The following is a 14572-nucleotide window of genomic DNA, read 5'->3' on the forward strand; positions in this document are numbered from 1 at the left end:
CCGTTGACCGAGGTGTACGGGGGGAAGGGCGCGTGATGGGGGACTGGTACGGCGGCGTGCTGATCGGGTTCGACCTGGAGACGACCGGCACGGAGCCGGGGGAGTCGCGGATCGTGACGGCGGCGGTGGTCGAGGTGCGGGGCGGTGAGGTGCGCGGACGGCGCGGCTGGCTCGCGGACCCGGGGATACCGATCCCGGACGAGGCGGCGGCGATCCACGGGATCAGCACCGAGCGGGCGGTCGCCGAGGGCCGGCCGGTGCGGGAGGTCGCGGACGAGGTTGCGCAGGCGCTGGTCGGGCACTGGCGCGGCGGGGCGGTGGTCGTCGCGTACAACGCGGCCTTCGACCTCAGCCTGCTCTCCGCGGAACTGGCGCGGCACGGGCTGCCGTCGCTGGCCGACCGGCTGGGCGGGGTGGAGACCGGGCCGGTGGTGGACCCGCTGACCATCGACCGGGCCGTCGACCGCTACCGGCGCGGCAAGCGGACGCTGGAGGCGGTCTGCGGGGTGTACGGGGTCACCCTCGACGACGCGCACGACGCCGGGGCGGACGCGCTGGCCGCGGTGGAGGTGGCCCGCGCGATAGCCGCGCGCCATCCCGAGGTGGCCGCGCTCACCCCGGCCGACCTGCACGCCCGCCAGGGCACCTGGCACGCCCGCTGGGCCCGGGACTTCCAGTCCTACCTGCGCCGCCAGGGCACCCCGGACGCGGTGATCGACACGGCCTGGCCGCTGCGGGGTCCGGTCCCGGCGGGCGCCTGACCAGGGCCTAGCGCAGGAGCCAGTTCCGCGTCAACTCCATGACCTCCGCGCGGCTGCGACCGCCGTGGTCGGCTGCGACGACGTAGCTGCCGATCCGCACCGAGAAGGTGAGCATGCAGCGGACCTCGACGTCGTCCTCGTCGGGGCAGAACTCGCCGAACAGCGAACGCAGGTAGTCCATCCGCCGGTTGTCGGCGCGCCGCAGCCGCTGCGCGACGGCCTCGTCGCGCCGGGCCCAGTCGCGGATCGCGAGGTCGACCGCCACGCCCGTCATCGGCTTGTCCCCGTACGAGGCGACGATCGTGAACAGCCGGTCCAGCTTGGCCCGCGCGTCCCCGCCGCCGCTCTCGACCAGCTCGATCACCGCGTCGGTGACCTCGCGCTCCCAGGTGTCGAGCATCTCGGTGAGCAGCGCGCCCCGATTGCCGAAGTAACCGTAGAAGCCGCCCTTGCTGACACCGAGCGCCTGCGCGAGCGACTCGATCCGGACGGCCTCCGGGCCCCCGGCGGCGAGCGCCCGCAGCCCCTCCTCGATCCATGTGCCGCGAGGCGTGCGGGTCGTGCCCATGATGTGTCTCCGCTCACGTCTCCACCCGTCTATACGGTGCCGTATAGACGGGTGCTAGCCTTCTTCTATACGGCATCGTATAGATAGGGGCTTGCCGATGAGACTCCCCGTAACCGCGCACACCTCCCGTCCCTGGCGGATCCACGAGATCGCAGGCGACTTCCAGGTCGAGGACGTGTGGGCCCTGCCGACACCGGGCGGTCCCGACGACCTCGCGCGACTCGTGGACCAGTTCGCGCACGGCGAGGGGGATCCCGTCCCCTCCCCGGTGGGGCGCGCGCTCTTCGCGATCCGCTGGAAGCTCGGGGCACTGCTCGGCTGGGACAAGGCCGAGGACGGCGTAGGCGGGCGGCTGCCCACGCTGCGGGACCGGCTCCCGGCGGACCTCCGCGAGGGTCCCAGTGGGCCGGACCTGACGGCCGTTCCGTTCACCTCCGTCTACCAGACGCACGACGAGTGGGTGGCGGAGATGGGCAACCGGACCGTGCACGGGCTGATGCACATCGGCTGGGTCCCGGACGGGGCGGGCGGCTACCGCGGCCAGATGACCGTCCTGGTGAAGCCCAACGGACGGCTCGGCGCCCTGTACATGTTGGGCATCAAGCCCTTCCGGTACCTGGGGGTCTATCCGGCGCTGATCCGCGGGATCGGACGCGAGTGGCAGTCGCGCGCGGGCGAAAGGGCCGCGGGTTCCGCGGGCTGACCGGGTCCGGCGGGCCTACTCCGGGCGGTCGGCATCAGCCAAAACCAGCCCCGCCGGCGTTTGAGGCGTGGGGTCTGGGGCGAAGCCCCAGCAGCGGCGCCGCACCCGCCACAGTCCGGCGGCCGGGCCGGGGCGGATCACGCCCGGTGGACGGCCAGGGGCAGCGTCATCAGAACGCGCGCCAGCGCGCCTCCCGGTCGCCCTCCCGCAGAGACGCCACGCGGCGGCGGAATTCGGCCAGGGCGTTCGGGTTGGCCGGGGCGTGCTGGGCGACCCAGGCGCAGCTGGCCGTCTCACGGGCCCCGCGCAGCACCGCGCAGCCCTCCCAGTCACGGACGTCCCAGCCGTACGCCCGCACGAACGCCTCGTAGGACTCGGCGGGCAGGCCGTACCGGTCGAGGGAGAGGGCCATCACCACCAGGTCGTGTTCGCGCAGGTCGGCCGATACGGTCTCCAGGTCGACCAGGACCGGGCCGTCGGGGCCGACGTGCACGTTGCGGGGCAGGGCGTCGCCGTGGATCGGGCCCGGGGGCAGGTGCGGCGCGAGCCCGGCCACCTCGCCGGCGTAGGCGTCGCGGCGGGCCCGCAGGTACGCCGCGTCCGCCGGGTCGACGGCGTCCGCGGCCAGCCGGAGCCAGCGTTCGACGCCGCCCAGCAGATCCCGCCCGGCCAGCGGGAACGGCGGCGCGGGCAGGGCGTGGACCTGCCGCAGCAGTACGGCGAGGTCCTCGGGGCCCGCGGGGCGCACCGCGTCCGGGAGCCGGTGCCACAGCGTCACCGGGTGCCCGGCCACCAGCCGGGGCTCCGGCTCGGCCGCGCGGACCGCCGGGATCCCGGCCCCGGCCAGCCAGTGCGCGACGGCCAGTTCGCGCTCGGCCCGGCCGAGCAGCGCCGGGTCCGCGCGCCCCACCTTCACCACCAGGTCCCGGACCTGGAAGACCGCGTTCTCGCCCAGGGCCAGCAGTGCGGCGCCGGCGTCACCGCCCAGGCCGGCGGCCGCCAGTACGTCCCTGGCCCGCGCCTCGTCCATGTCGTTCTCCGGATCCGGATCGTCGTGAATGCGCCAAGTCTCCCATCCGGGTGTGCGGTGCCTTGACGCGGCATCAGGCCCTGCGCACGATGACCGCAACCCGGCCGTCCGCACGGGAACGACCCGGACGATCCGCCGGGAAGGGGGTGAAGGTGACCGCCGCCGCCCCCGTACGCACGGGCCGCCGGGCCGACCACGGAGCCTGGTTCCTGGTCCTGCCCGCCCTCATACCCATCCTGCTGCTCAGCGTCGGCCCGCTGCTCTACGGCATCGCCCTCGCCTTCACCGACTCCCAGTCCGGCCGGACCGCCCCCACCCAGTGGGTCGGGCTCCGGGGCTTCCAGGACCTGCTCCACGACCGGCTGTTCTGGGAGTCGTTCCGGATCGGCCTGGTGTGGGCGGTCGGAGTCACCGTTCCGCAGTTCCTGCTGGCCCTCGGCCTCGCCCTGCTGCTCAACCAGAACCTTCGGTTCCGCTGGCTGGCGCGCTCGCTCGCGATCATTCCGTGGGCCATGCCCGAGGTGGTCGTCGGCATCATGTGGCGGCTCGTCTACCACCCCGACGCGGGGGTGCTCAACGAGACCCTCTCCGGCCTCGGCCTCGCCGGGGACACCGACTGGCTCAGCGGCCTCGCCACCGCCCTGCCCGCCGTGGTCGTGGTCGGCATCTGGGCGGGCATGCCGCAGACCACGGTCGCGCTGCTGGCCGGGCTCCAGAACACCCCGCACGAACTCCACGAGGCCGCCGCGCTCGACGGCGCCGGGGCGTGGCGCCGCTTCCTGACGGTGACCTGGCCCGCGATCCGGCCGGTGGCGCTGTCCATCTCCGCGCTGAACTTCATCTGGAACTTCAACTCCTTCGCCCTGGTCTACGTACTGACCAACGGCGGGCCCGGCGGCCGCACCCGGCTGCCCATGCTCTTCGCGTACGAAGAGGCCTTCCGCTACGGCCAGTTCGGGTACGCCGCCGCCATGGGCTGTGTGATGGTCGCGGTGATCTCGGTCCTGCTCGCCGTGTACCTGGCCGGGCGGCTCAGGGGAGGGGACGCCTGATGGGGCCGCGCCGCGGGGTGCGGGCCTCCCGGGCCGTCCCGGCCTCCCGGGCCTCCCGGGCCGTCCGGGCTTCACGCGCCGCCCAGTACGCAGCGCTCGCCGCCTACCTGGTCTTCCTCGCCTTCCCGTTCCTGTGGCTGGTCTCCACCGCCTTCAAGCCGGCGCGCGAGCTCGGCAGTCTGCACCCCACCTGGATCCCCGAGGAGCCGACCCTCGGCAACTTCCGCCAGGCCTTCGCCGAACAGCCCCTGCTGCACGCCGCGCTGAACAGCCTGATCGCCGCGCTGTGCGCCGCCGTGATCGCGGTAGTCCTCGCCACCCCCACGGCCTTCGTCCTCGCCCGCCGGCGCGGGCGGCTGGCCACCGCCGCCACCGGCTGGGTCGTGGTCAGCCAGGCGTTCCCCTTCGTACTGGTGATCATTCCGCTGTTCCTGGTGCTGAAGAACCTGCACCTGGTCAACTCCGTGCCGGGCCTGATCCTCGTCTACGTCGTCTGGTCGCTGCCGTTCGCGCTGTGGATGCTGGTCGGCTACGTCCGGGCCGTCCCGCCGGAGCTGGAGGAGGCGGCGGCGATGGACGGGGCCGGGCGGCTGCGCACGCTCGTCTCGGTGGTCGCGCCCCTGCTGGCGCCGGGGATCGTGGCCACCGCGCTCTTCGCCTTCATCACCGCCTGGAACGAGTTCTTCTTCGCCCTCGTCCTCCTCAAGACCCCGGAGAAGCAGACCTTGCCGGTCGTCCTGACCCACTTCCTGGGCGCCGAGGGCACCGCCGACCTCGGCCCGCTCGCCGCCGCGGCCTTCCTCGCGACCCTGCCCTCCCTGGTGATCTTCGCCGTCATCCAGAAGCGGATCACCGGCGGCATGCTGGCCGGGGCGGTGAAGAGCTGATGAGGATCCGCAGGTGGCTGGCCGCGGCCGGCGCGCTCGCCCTGGTGGCCGCGCTCCTCGGCGGCTGCTCCGCGCCAGGGGGCGGCCCCGACGGGGTGGTACGGCTGCGCTTCCAGTCGCTCGCCTGGCAGAAGGAGTCCGTCGATGCCAACAAGGCCCTGGTCGCGGAGTGGAACGCCGCCCATCCCGAGGTCCAGGTCCGGTACGTCCAGGGCAGCTGGAGCAGCGTCCACGACCAGCTGCTGACCTCCTTCGAGGGCGGCGAGGCCCCCGACGTCATCCACGACGCCTCCGACGACCTCGCCGACTTCGCCTACGGCGGCTACCTCGCCGACCTGCGGCCCCTGCTCTCCGACCGGCTCAAGGCAGATATCCCGGCCGCCTCCTGGGAGTCCGTGACGTTCGGAGCCGACGGCGGCGTGTACGGGGTCCCCTTCCTCCAGGAACCCCGGGTGCTGATGGCCAACACCGAGCTCCTGCGCGCGTCGGGGGTCCGCATCCCCACCCCCGAAGAACCCTGGAGCTGGGAGGAGTTCCGTACGGCCGCGAGGCAGCTCACCGGCGAGGGCCGGTACGGGGTGGCCTGGCCGCTCAAGGACCCGGTCTCCGCCACCCTCAACCTCGGCCTGTCCGCGGGCGGCCGGCTCTTCCACCGCGACGCCGACGGGAAGGCCGTCCTCCGCTGGGCCGAGGGCGACGCCGTCGTCCCCGCCACCATTCGAGCCCAGGCCGAGACCGACCACAGCGCCTCCCGGGCCACCCTCGGCATGGGCGGGTCCGACACCCTGCCCGGGTTCTTCGGCGGGCGGTACGCGATGGTGCCGCTCGGGTTCTCGTACCGCCAGCAGATCGCGCGGCAGGCGCCGCCCGGCTTCGCGTGGCAGGTGCTGCCGCCCCCGGCCGGGGTGGACGGTGCCGGCGGGCCGATGCAGGGGGTGAGCCCGCAGACCCTGTCCATCGCGCGGGACAGCCCGTACAAGAAGGAGGCGGCGGCCTTCGTCGACTTCCTGCTGAGCCCGGCCAACATGGTCCGCCTCGCGCGCGGCGACTGGATGCTGCCGACCGGCACGCAGGCGCTGGCCGACCCCGCCCTGCGCACACCCGAGCTCGGCTGGGCCACCGGCGCGGCTCTGGCGGGCGGGCTGCGTCCCGCGCCCGCCCAGTCGGTGCGCGGCTACCCCGAGTGGAAGGACAAGGTCGCGACCCCGGCGCTCCAGGAGTTCTACAGCGGGGCCATCGACCTCGCGGAGCTGGAGAAACGCCTGGTGGGGGAGGGGAACCGGGTCCTCGCGAGGTACCAGAGATAAATTCACATTGCACGAGACGTCTCGTCTCGTTACAGTTGCGGGCATGACTTCAGCCGAGCCCGCACACATCGCCATGTTCTCCATCGCCGCCCACGGGCACGTGAACCCGAGCATCGAAGTGATCCGGGAGCTCGTCGCCAGGGGCCACCGCGTCAGCTACGCGATCCCCGCCGCCTTCGCCGAGAAGATCGCGGAGACCGGTGCCACGCCGGTGATCTGGACCTCCACGCTCCCCACCGACGACGATCCCGAGGCGTGGGGCACCGAGCTCATCGACAACCTGGAGCCCTTCCTGAACGACGCCGTCCAGGCGCTCCCGCAGCTCGCGGCCGCCTTCGAGGGCGACGAACCGGACCTCGTCATCCACGACATCACCGCCTACCCGGCACCGGTGCTCGCCCACCGCTGGGGAGTCCCCGCCGTCTCCCTCTCGCCGAACCTGGTCGCCTGGGAGGGGTACGAGGAGGAGGTGGCCGAGCCGATGTTCGCCGAGCTGAAGGCGTCGGAGCGCGGACAGGCGTACTACGCCCGGTTCGCCGCCTGGCTGACCGAGAACGGCCTCGGCGGCGATGTCGACCGGTTCCAGGGCCGCCCGCGCCGCAGCCTCGTCCTGATCCCCCGGGCGCTCCAGCCGAACGCCGACCGCGTCGACGAGTCCGTGTACACCTTCGTCGGGGCCTGCCAGGGGGACCGTGCGAGCCAGGGGCGCTGGCAGCGCCCGAAGTCGGCCGAGGGCAAGAAGGTGCTGCTGGTCTCGCTCGGCTCCGCCTTCACCAGGCAACCCGCCTTCTACCGCGCCTGCGTGGACGCCTTCGGGGACCTGCCCGACTGGCACGTCGTCCTGCAGATCGGCAAGTTCACCGACGAGGCCGAGCTCGGCTCGATCCCCGCCAACGTCGAGGTCCACCGCTGGGTTCCCCAGCTCGACATCCTGCGCCAGGCCGACGCCTTCATCACCCACGCGGGCGCCGGCGGGAGCCAGGAGGGCCTCGCCACCGGCACCCCGATGGTCGCCGTCCCGCAGGCCGTCGACCAGTTCGGCAACGCCGACATGCTGGCCGCACTCGGCGTGGCCCGGCACGTCCCGATGGACCAGGCGGACGCCACGACCCTGCGGGAGGCGGTGCTCGCCCTCGAGAACGACCCCGAAGTCGCCCGGCGCGCAGAAGCCGTCCGCGCGAAGATGGCCGGCGAGGGCGGGACGCGCCAGGCCGCCGACCTCATCGAGGCCGAACTGTCGTAGGGGGCCCCTAGGGTGACCTCATGGCGAAGAAATACGCGGCACTGTTGCGCGGCATCAATGTCGGCGGGAGCAAGAAGGTCCCGATGGCGGAGCTGCGCTCCGTGCTGGAGGGGCTCGGCCACGGCGACGTGCAGACGTACCTGCAGAGCGGGAACGCCGTCTTCAGCAGCGCGAAGAAGGACCCGACGGCGCTCGCCCGGGAGCTGGAGGCGGCCATCGAGGCCCACTTCGGCTTCCCGGTGCCGTGCCTGGTGACGGACGGCGCGTACCTGCGCGCCGTGGCCGAGGCCTGCCCCTTCCCGGCCGCCGAGCTGGAGGGCAAGCAGCTGCACGCCACCTTCCTCTCGGCGCAGCCTGGCCCGGAACGGTTCGCCGCGATCGACGAGGCGGCGTACCTCCCGGAGGAGTACCGGATCGGCGACCGTGTCATCTACCTCTACGCCCCGAACGGCCTGGGCCGCTCCGAACTGGCCCCGGCCCTGCTCAAGCCCTCCGCCCTCAAGGGCATCGACGCCACCAGCCGCAACTGGAACACCGTCACCAAGCTCGTGGAGCTGACGCGGGATTGAGCGGGGGCGCTCCGCACGGCCGGGGCGCGACCGGGTGGTTCTCGTCATTCTCCCGGTCCGCGGCCGGTCGGCGGCGGCCGCCGGTAGCGGGGGAGCGGCTGATGGGGGAGCCGGGGAGGGGGCGACGCCGCGCGCGGAATCGGCCAGGGAATGCGGCCGGGGGCCGTTGGCCGTATCGCGCCCTTCCCGATCCCATCCGTCCGTGGTGACATGTGCATGCCTAATTCAAGGCGGTCCGCACGAATGGAGAATTCGAAATGTCGCTCCGCAGACTGACCGCCGGTGCGGCGGTGGTGGCGTTATCGGCCGTGGCCGCACCCGCGCACGCCGATGTCGCATCCGGTGCCGCATACACGCCGCCCGGCGTAATTACGGTCGACGTGGTCGGAGTCAACGGCTCGGGATGTCCGCAGGGGACCGCGGACGTGGCCGCGGCCTCCGACAACACCGCCTTCACCGTCACGTACAGCAACTACCTCGCCCAGACGGGAGCCGGCGCGGGCGGTACCGAGTTCCGCAAGAACTGCCAGCTCGCCCTCCAGATCCACGTGCCCCAGGGGTTCACCTACGCCATCGCCCGCGCCGACTACCGCGGCTTCGCCCACCTCCAGCGCGGGGCCTTCGGCCAGGAGCGCGCGAACTACTACTTCCAGGGCTCCGCGCAGACGGCCCGGACCACCCACCGGTTCGACGGCCCGTATACGGACAACTGGCAGGCGAGCGACCGGACGGAGTACGCCGACCTGGTCTGGGCGCCGTGCGGCGAGGTGCGCAATCTCAACGTCAACACCGAACTGCGCGTCTACGCGGGGACGTCGAACCCGCAGGCCCTGAGCTTCATGAGCATGGACTCGACGGACGGCAGCGTCAGCACGGTCTACCACTTCGCGTGGAAGGAATGCACCGCGGTCTGACACCGGCAGTCCGCCACCGACTGAGTGCAGGAACCCGACTCATGGTCAGGAGTGACAACGATGTCTCATTCCCTGTCTCGTACCCTGCTCACCATCGGCGCGGCCGCCGCGCTGATCGCCACGGCGACGCCGGCCGGAGCCGCCGGCCACGGCCCGCTGATCACGGCGCCGCCGGACAAGATCGTGATCGAGCTCGCCACGGTGAACGGATCCGGCTGCCCGGAAGGCACCGCCGAGGTCGCCGTCGCACCGGACAACACCGCTTTCACGGTCACCTACAGTGAATACCTCGCGCAAGTCGGCCCCGGCGCCCCGCCCACGGCATTCCGCAAGAACTGCCAGCTCAATCTCCGGGTTCACGTACCTTCGGGCTTCACATACGCCATCGTCCAGGCGGACTACCGCGGATTCGCATTTCTGCAGCCCGGCGCCTGGGGTCAGGAACGGGCGAATTACTACTTCCAGGGAATGCCCCAGACCTCCCAGCGGACCCATCAGTTCAACGGGCCGCTCAACGACAACTGGCAATCGACCGACAAGACGGAGTACGCCGATCTGGTCTGGGCGCCGTGCGGAGAAAAACGCAACTTCAACATCAACACCGAACTGCGCGTGAATGCGGGCACTTCCAACCCGCAGACGTCCACCAGCTTCATGGCCATGGACTCCACGGACGCCAGCGTGAGCACCCTCTACCACCTCGCCTGGCAGGTGTGCCCGACACCCTAGGGGTGCCGTCAGACGGCCGGCGCGTCCAGCAACTCCAGCTCGCGCGCGGTGAGCCGGACCGTCGCCGCGTCCAGGTTCTCCGCCAGGTGTACGGGCGAACCCGTACCCGGAGCGGGACACAGCACGGGCGAGCGGTGCAGCAGCCACGCCAGCGCCACCTGGCCCGGGGTCGCGCCGTGCGCGGAAGCCACCGAGCCGACGGCGGCCGCGCCGGCGCGGGTCAGGGAGCCGCTGCCCAGGGGGTAGTACGGGAGGAAGGCGATCCCGCGCGCCTCGCACAGCGCGAGCACCTCGGCCGAGCCGCGGTCCAGCAGGTTGTACGCGTTCTGAACCGAGGCGACCGGGACCGACTCCAGGGCCGAGCGCAGCTGCTCGGCGGTGACCGTGTCCAGTCCGATGTGCCGGATCTTGCCCTCCGCCCGCAACTGGGCCAGCGCGCCGAGCTGTTCGGCCATCGGCACCGCCGGGTCGAAGCGGTGCAGCTGGTACAGGTCGATGCGCTCCACGCGCAGCCGCCGCAGACTCGCCTCGCACATCGCCCGCAACTGCTCGGGGCGGCCCGCCACATGCCACTGGTCGGGGCCGGTGCGCACCACCCCGCCCTTGGTGGCGACGACGAGCTGCTCCCCGTACGGGTGCAGGGCCTCGGCGATCAGCTCCTCGGCCAGGTCGGGGCCGTAGTTGTCGGCGGTGTCGATGAGGGTGACCCCGCGCTCCACCGCCGTGCGCAGCAGCTCCCGGGCCTCGGCGCGTCCGCCGCGCGGGCCCCAGTAGCCGGGGCCGACCAGGCCGCCCGTACCGAAACCGAGCCGCCGCACGGGCAGGTCCCCACCGAGAGCGAATACCTCGTTCACCATGCCCCGACCGTAACGCGGGACGCCGGATGTGCCAGGCTCGGGGGCATGCGTTACATCATCATCGGCGCGGGCGCGGTAGGCGCCACCATCGGCGGACGGCTCGCGGAGGCGGGCGGCGAGGTCGTCCTCGTCGCGCGCGGCGCGCACGCGGAGGCCCTGCGGGCGGACGGTCTGCGGCTCACGACGGCCGACGGGGCCCGGGTGCACCGGCTGCCCGTGGTCACCGGGCCGGCCGAACTGGGCGAACTGCGGCCGGACGACGTGCTGTTGCTGGCCGTGAAGACCCAGGACGCCATCGCCGCGCTCGACGCGTGGGGCGACGCGGAGGTCGCGGGCGGCGGGACGGCGGCGCAGCGGCTGCCGGTGCTGTGCGCGCAGAACGGCGTGGAGAGCGAGCGGCTGGCGCTACGGCGCTTCGCGCGGGTGTACGGGGTGTGCGTATGGCTGCCCTCCACCTTCCTGGAGCCGGGCGTGGTCTCGGCGCTGTGCGCGCCGCTGACCGGCATCCTGCACGTGGGCCTGGCGGCGGGCGGCACGGACGATGTGTCCCGCGCGGTCGCGGCGGACCTCGGGAAGGCCGGCTTCGAGGCGCCGGTGGTCGAGGACGTGATGCGGTGGAAGTACGCGAAGCTGCTGGGGAACCTGGGCAACGCGATCCAGGCCACGACGGGGCCTGAGCCGGACGCCGCGAAGACGGCGCTGCTGGGGCGGGCCGTCGCCGAGGCGAAGGCCGCCTTCGCGGCCGCGGGCATCGCCTACGCCTCGGAGGCCGAGCAGGCGGAGGCGCGCGACGGCAAGGTGAACCAGCCGCCGGGGGTTCGGGGCGGGTCGTCGTGGCAGAGCCTGGCGCGGGGCACGGGCTCGGTGGAGGCCGACTATCTCAACGGGGAGATCTCTCTGCTGGGCCGTCTGCACGGAGTGCCCACCCCGGTCAACGACGTCCTGCGGCACGCGGCGAACATCTTCGCCCGCGAGGCCCTGCCGCCGGGCGCGATGTCCATCACGGACCTGACGTCCCTGGCGGACGAGGCCGCGGCCCGGGTGTAGCCCGCCGGAGCCGCTGCGCGGGGCTCCCCGGGCGCTGCCCGAACCCGCGCCTCAATCGCCGGCGGGGCTGGGGTGGGCCCCCTGGTTCGCGAGCCGCGGCCCAAAGCCCGGGGCTCCGCCCCGCGCCCCGCGCCTCAAACGCCGGCGGGGCTGGGGTGGTGCGCCTGGTTTGGGAGGCGCGGCTCAAGGACCGGGGCTCTGCCCCGCGCCCCGCGCCTCAAACGCCGGCGGGGCTGGGTGGGTGCGCCTCAAACGCCGGCGGGGCTGGGTGGGTGCGCCTCGAACGCCGGTGGGGCTGGGGGTGCTCGGCGGGGTGGGTGGGTGCGGCTCGAACGTCGTAGGGCTGGGTGCCGTGTGCCTGGCTGGGGCTGGGTTGCCCGCAGGGCAATTCCAGCCTCGCCGGCGTTTGAGGCGTGGGGGGTCCCCCCGGACGGAGTCTGGGGGAGGGGCTGGGGCGGAGCCCCGGGAGGCGGCGCCGCAGCTGGGCCTGGTGGGTCAGGCCGTCAGGGCCGGAAGCCTGGACGGAGCGGCGGCGGCGGTGTCGTAGCGGCGCAGCAGCAGGCGGGCCAGTTCCGGGGCCGCGCCCAGGACCGGGGCGATCACGTCCGCACCCGCGGCCTCGGCGCCCGCCGCGATGCGGTCCGGAAGGCGCCCCGGGGCGATGACGTACGGCGCCACCGCCACCCGCGCGAAGCCCTCCGCGCGCAGGGCCCGTACGGCATCCTCCGTACGGGGAAGGGCAGCGGAGGCGAACGCAGGCCGCACGGCGCACCAACCGGTGTGCCGCCACTCCCGCGCGGTTTCAGCGATCGCTGCGATCGCCTCCGGGTCTGTGGAGCCGGCGGACGCGAGCACCACCGCGGTGGTGGCGCGGTCCGCCGGGGTGAGTCCGGCCTCGGCCAGCCGGCGTTCGAGGGCCGAGACGAGGAGCGGGGACGGGCCGAGGACATCGGACACCCGGACCGACAGCCCCGGCAGCCGGGCCGTCGACTCGGCCAGCGCCGCCGGGATGTCGGACTTCGCGTGGAACGCCCGCGTCAGCAGGAGCGGGAGCGCCACGACGTCCCGTACGCCCGACAGGTACAGCGAGGACAGGGCCTGCCCCACCGACGGCGTGTTGAAGTCCAGGAAGGCCGTCTCCACCCGCAGCCCGGGCCGCAGCGTCCGGGCCCGCCGGGTGAGGGCGTGCACGGTCGCCGCGTGCCGCGGGTCGCGGCTGCCGTGGGCCATGACCAGAAGGGCCGGTGCGGGGGACACGGGACTCACTTGACCAGCAGGCCGCGGCTGCGCAGCACCCAGCGCTCGACCGGGCTGAAGATCAGCAGGTCGATGGCGATGCCGACCACCAGGATCAGGATGATCGCGAGGAACACGCCCGGCAGGTCGATGTTGTTGCGGCCGTTCTCCAGCAACTGGCCCAGGCCCAGGCCCAGGTCGGGGGAGCTGGCGATGATCTCGGCGGCCATCAGGGAGCGCCAGGAGAAGGCCCAGCCCTGCTTGAGGCCGGCCAGGTAGCCCGGCAGCGCGGCCGGCATGACGACGTGCCGCGCCCCGCTCAGGCCGGTGGCGCCCAGGGTGCGGCCGGCCCGCAGGTAGAGGGGCGGGATCTGGTCGATGCCGGACACGAGGCCGTTGGCGATGGACGGGACCGCGCCCAGCAGGATCACCGTGTACATCATGGCGTCGTTGAGGCCGAACCAGAGCACCGCCGGGGGCACCCAGGCGACCGACGGCAGGGACTGCAGGCCCTGGAGGATCGGGCCGATCGCGGCGCGGACGAACTTCACCCGGGCGACGAGCAGGCCGAGCGGGGTGCCGATGGCCAGGGCCAGAAGGAAGCCGAGCAGACCGCGCGACACGCTGGTCCAGACGACCTCCAGGAGCGTGCCCTTGAGCCACATGTCGGCCAGGCTGTCCCACACCGCGGACAGGGCGGGGAGCTTGGTCTCCTCGGTGACCTTCGCCGAGACGAGGATCTGCCAGACCAGGAGCACGAGACCGACGGCCAGGAACGGCGGCAGGACCTTCTTGACGAGGATCTCGCGGACCGGCGTGCGGTGGGTCTGGACCGCGTCCAGGGCGTCCAGGCCGGCCTCCAGGCCCGCCAGGTCGTCCTGCTTGCCGTTGGCCGTGATCTTCGGGGCGGTGTCAGTGCTGGCCATGGCGGCGGATCTCCCCACGCAGGTGTTCAGTGATCTCAAGGGACAGCTCCGCGACGTCCGCGTCCTCGATGCGGCGCGGCTGCGGGATGCCCACGGTCCATTCCTTCGCGACCCGGCCGGGCCGCGACGAGAGCAGGACCACGCGCTGCGCGAGGCGCACGGCCTCGCGCACGTTGTGCGTGACGAAGAGGACGGACAGCGACGTCTCCTCCCAGATGCGGGTGAGCTCGCCGTGCAGCACGTCCCGGGTGATGGCGTCGAGCGCGGCGAACGGCTCGTCCATCAGCAGCAGCTGGCTGTCCTGGGCGAGCGCCCGGGCCAGGGCCACGCGCTGGCGCATACCGCCCGACAGCTCGTGCACGCGCTTGCCGTACGCGCCGCCGAGCCGGACCAGCTCCAGCAGCCGCTCGGCCTCCGGCTTGCGGTCGGCCTTGGCCACCCCGCGCAGGCGCAGGGCGAGTTCGATGTTCTTGCCCGCGGTGAGCCACGGGAAGAGGGCGTGCTCCTGGAACATGAGCGCCGGACGGCCGCCGGGGGTCTCGATGGACCCCGCGGACGGCTTGTCCAGGCCCGCGACCAGGTTCAGCAGGGTGGACTTGCCGCACCCCGAGGCCCCCAGGATGGTGACGAACTCTCCGGGAGCGACAGCGAGGCTGATGTCGTCCAGGACGAGCTGCGATCCGGCCGGGCCGGAGAAGGACTTCGAGACGTGCTCGATGCGCGCGGCGTGCGTCTGCTCCGCT

General features: G+C 73.0%; 16 protein-coding genes. 10 read left to right on the forward strand and 6 right to left on the reverse strand.

Translation table 11 applies throughout. The features are described from left to right. Window positions 1–35: 35 nt before the first annotated feature. Window positions 36–761: an exonuclease domain-containing protein gene (locus tag ACGFYQ_RS27995; protein WP_393748567.1), complete on the forward strand. Its 726-nt coding sequence runs from the start codon at window positions 36–38 to the stop codon at window positions 759–761. A gap of 7 nt (window positions 762–768) precedes the next feature. On the opposite strand, the gene ACGFYQ_RS28000 is transcribed toward ACGFYQ_RS27995, so the two are convergent. Continuing rightward, window positions 769–1329 carry a TetR/AcrR family transcriptional regulator gene (locus tag ACGFYQ_RS28000; RefSeq protein WP_393748525.1) on the reverse strand — a complete coding sequence of 187 codons (561 nt, stop codon included), beginning with the start codon at window positions 1327–1329 and terminating at the stop codon, window positions 769–771. Window positions 1330–1426: 97 nt separating this feature from the next. On the opposite strand from ACGFYQ_RS28000, the gene ACGFYQ_RS28005 reads away from it, so the two are divergent. Continuing rightward, a complete protein-coding gene (locus tag ACGFYQ_RS28005) occupies window positions 1427–2032 on the forward strand; it encodes a DUF2867 domain-containing protein (protein WP_393748527.1) in 606 nt (201 codons plus the stop codon). Between the two features lie 169 nt (window positions 2033–2201). Here ACGFYQ_RS28005 and ACGFYQ_RS28010 read toward each other — a convergent pair whose 3' ends face one another. Beyond that, on the reverse strand, window positions 2202–3062 hold the full coding sequence (locus ACGFYQ_RS28010; protein ID WP_393748529.1) for a phosphotransferase enzyme family protein: 861 nt from the start codon (window positions 3060–3062) through the stop codon (window positions 2202–2204). A gap of 89 nt (window positions 3063–3151) precedes the next feature. Between ACGFYQ_RS28010 and ACGFYQ_RS28015 the strand changes: the two genes are divergently transcribed. The 7 genes from ACGFYQ_RS28015 (at window position 3152) to ACGFYQ_RS28045 (ending at window position 9763) form a co-directional block, all read left to right on the forward strand. Next, complete coding sequence (locus tag ACGFYQ_RS28015; protein WP_393748531.1) at window positions 3152–4114, forward strand: carbohydrate ABC transporter permease; 963 nt, start codon at window positions 3152–3154, stop codon at window positions 4112–4114. Continuing rightward, window positions 4114–5001 carry a carbohydrate ABC transporter permease gene (locus ACGFYQ_RS28020; protein ID WP_393748533.1) on the forward strand — a complete coding sequence of 296 codons (888 nt, stop codon included), beginning with the start codon at window positions 4114–4116 and terminating at the stop codon, window positions 4999–5001. Before ACGFYQ_RS28015 ends, ACGFYQ_RS28020 begins: the two co-directional genes overlap by 1 nt. Then, window positions 5001–6308 carry an ABC transporter substrate-binding protein gene (locus ACGFYQ_RS28025; protein ID WP_393748535.1) on the forward strand — a complete coding sequence of 436 codons (1308 nt, stop codon included), beginning with the start codon at window positions 5001–5003 and terminating at the stop codon, window positions 6306–6308. The genes ACGFYQ_RS28020 and ACGFYQ_RS28025 overlap by 1 nt, the downstream gene beginning before the upstream one ends. A gap of 43 nt (window positions 6309–6351) precedes the next feature. Next, the gene (mgt, locus tag ACGFYQ_RS28030; RefSeq protein WP_393748537.1) at window positions 6352–7551 is read left to right on the forward strand and encodes a macrolide-inactivating glycosyltransferase; all 1200 of its coding nucleotides are present in this window, start codon (window positions 6352–6354) and stop codon (window positions 7549–7551) included. 20 nt (window positions 7552–7571) lie between these two features. Next, window positions 7572–8120 carry a DUF1697 domain-containing protein gene (locus ACGFYQ_RS28035; RefSeq protein WP_393748539.1) on the forward strand — a complete coding sequence of 183 codons (549 nt, stop codon included), beginning with the start codon at window positions 7572–7574 and terminating at the stop codon, window positions 8118–8120. A 257-nt stretch (window positions 8121–8377) separates the two neighbouring features. Continuing rightward, a complete protein-coding gene (locus tag ACGFYQ_RS28040) occupies window positions 8378–9034 on the forward strand; it encodes a DUF4360 domain-containing protein (protein WP_393748541.1) in 657 nt (218 codons plus the stop codon). Between the two features lie 60 nt (window positions 9035–9094). Further along, entirely contained in the window at window positions 9095–9763 is a 669-nt protein-coding gene (locus ACGFYQ_RS28045) for a DUF4360 domain-containing protein (protein WP_393748543.1), read from the forward strand. An 8-nt stretch (window positions 9764–9771) separates the two neighbouring features. Here ACGFYQ_RS28045 and ACGFYQ_RS28050 read toward each other — a convergent pair whose 3' ends face one another. Then, on the reverse strand, window positions 9772–10620 hold the full coding sequence (locus ACGFYQ_RS28050) for an aldo/keto reductase (protein ID WP_393748545.1): 849 nt from the start codon (window positions 10618–10620) through the stop codon (window positions 9772–9774). A 45-nt stretch (window positions 10621–10665) separates the two neighbouring features. Here ACGFYQ_RS28050 and ACGFYQ_RS28055 point away from each other — a divergent pair, with 45 nt between their 5' ends. Continuing rightward, window positions 10666–11667, forward strand: a complete 1002-nt coding sequence (locus tag ACGFYQ_RS28055; RefSeq protein ID WP_393748547.1) for a ketopantoate reductase family protein — start codon at window positions 10666–10668, stop codon at window positions 11665–11667. A gap of 495 nt (window positions 11668–12162) precedes the next feature. Here the strand turns inward: ACGFYQ_RS28055 and ACGFYQ_RS28060 are convergent, their stop codons facing one another. Genes ACGFYQ_RS28060 through ACGFYQ_RS28070 form a run of 3 tightly spaced genes read right to left on the reverse strand, consistent with a single transcriptional unit; the run spans window position 12163 to window position 14547 of the window. Continuing rightward, the gene (locus ACGFYQ_RS28060; protein ID WP_393748569.1) at window positions 12163–12897 is read right to left on the reverse strand and encodes a sirohydrochlorin chelatase; all 735 of its coding nucleotides are present in this window, start codon (window positions 12895–12897) and stop codon (window positions 12163–12165) included. A 32-nt stretch (window positions 12898–12929) separates the two neighbouring features. Next, window positions 12930–13829 (reverse strand): ABC transporter permease, encoded by a 900-nt coding sequence (locus ACGFYQ_RS28065; RefSeq protein ID WP_393748549.1) that lies wholly within the window; start codon window positions 13827–13829, stop codon window positions 12930–12932. After that, window positions 13816–14547, reverse strand: coding sequence for an ABC transporter ATP-binding protein (locus ACGFYQ_RS28070; protein ID WP_393748571.1), 732 nt, complete (start codon window positions 14545–14547; stop codon window positions 13816–13818). Before ACGFYQ_RS28070 ends, ACGFYQ_RS28065 begins: the two co-directional genes overlap by 14 nt. Window positions 14548–14572 lie beyond the last annotated feature (25 nt).

This window comes from Streptomyces sp. NPDC048258, from assembly GCF_043201995.1.
Taxonomy (GTDB): Bacteria; Actinomycetota; Actinomycetes; order Streptomycetales; family Streptomycetaceae; genus Streptomyces.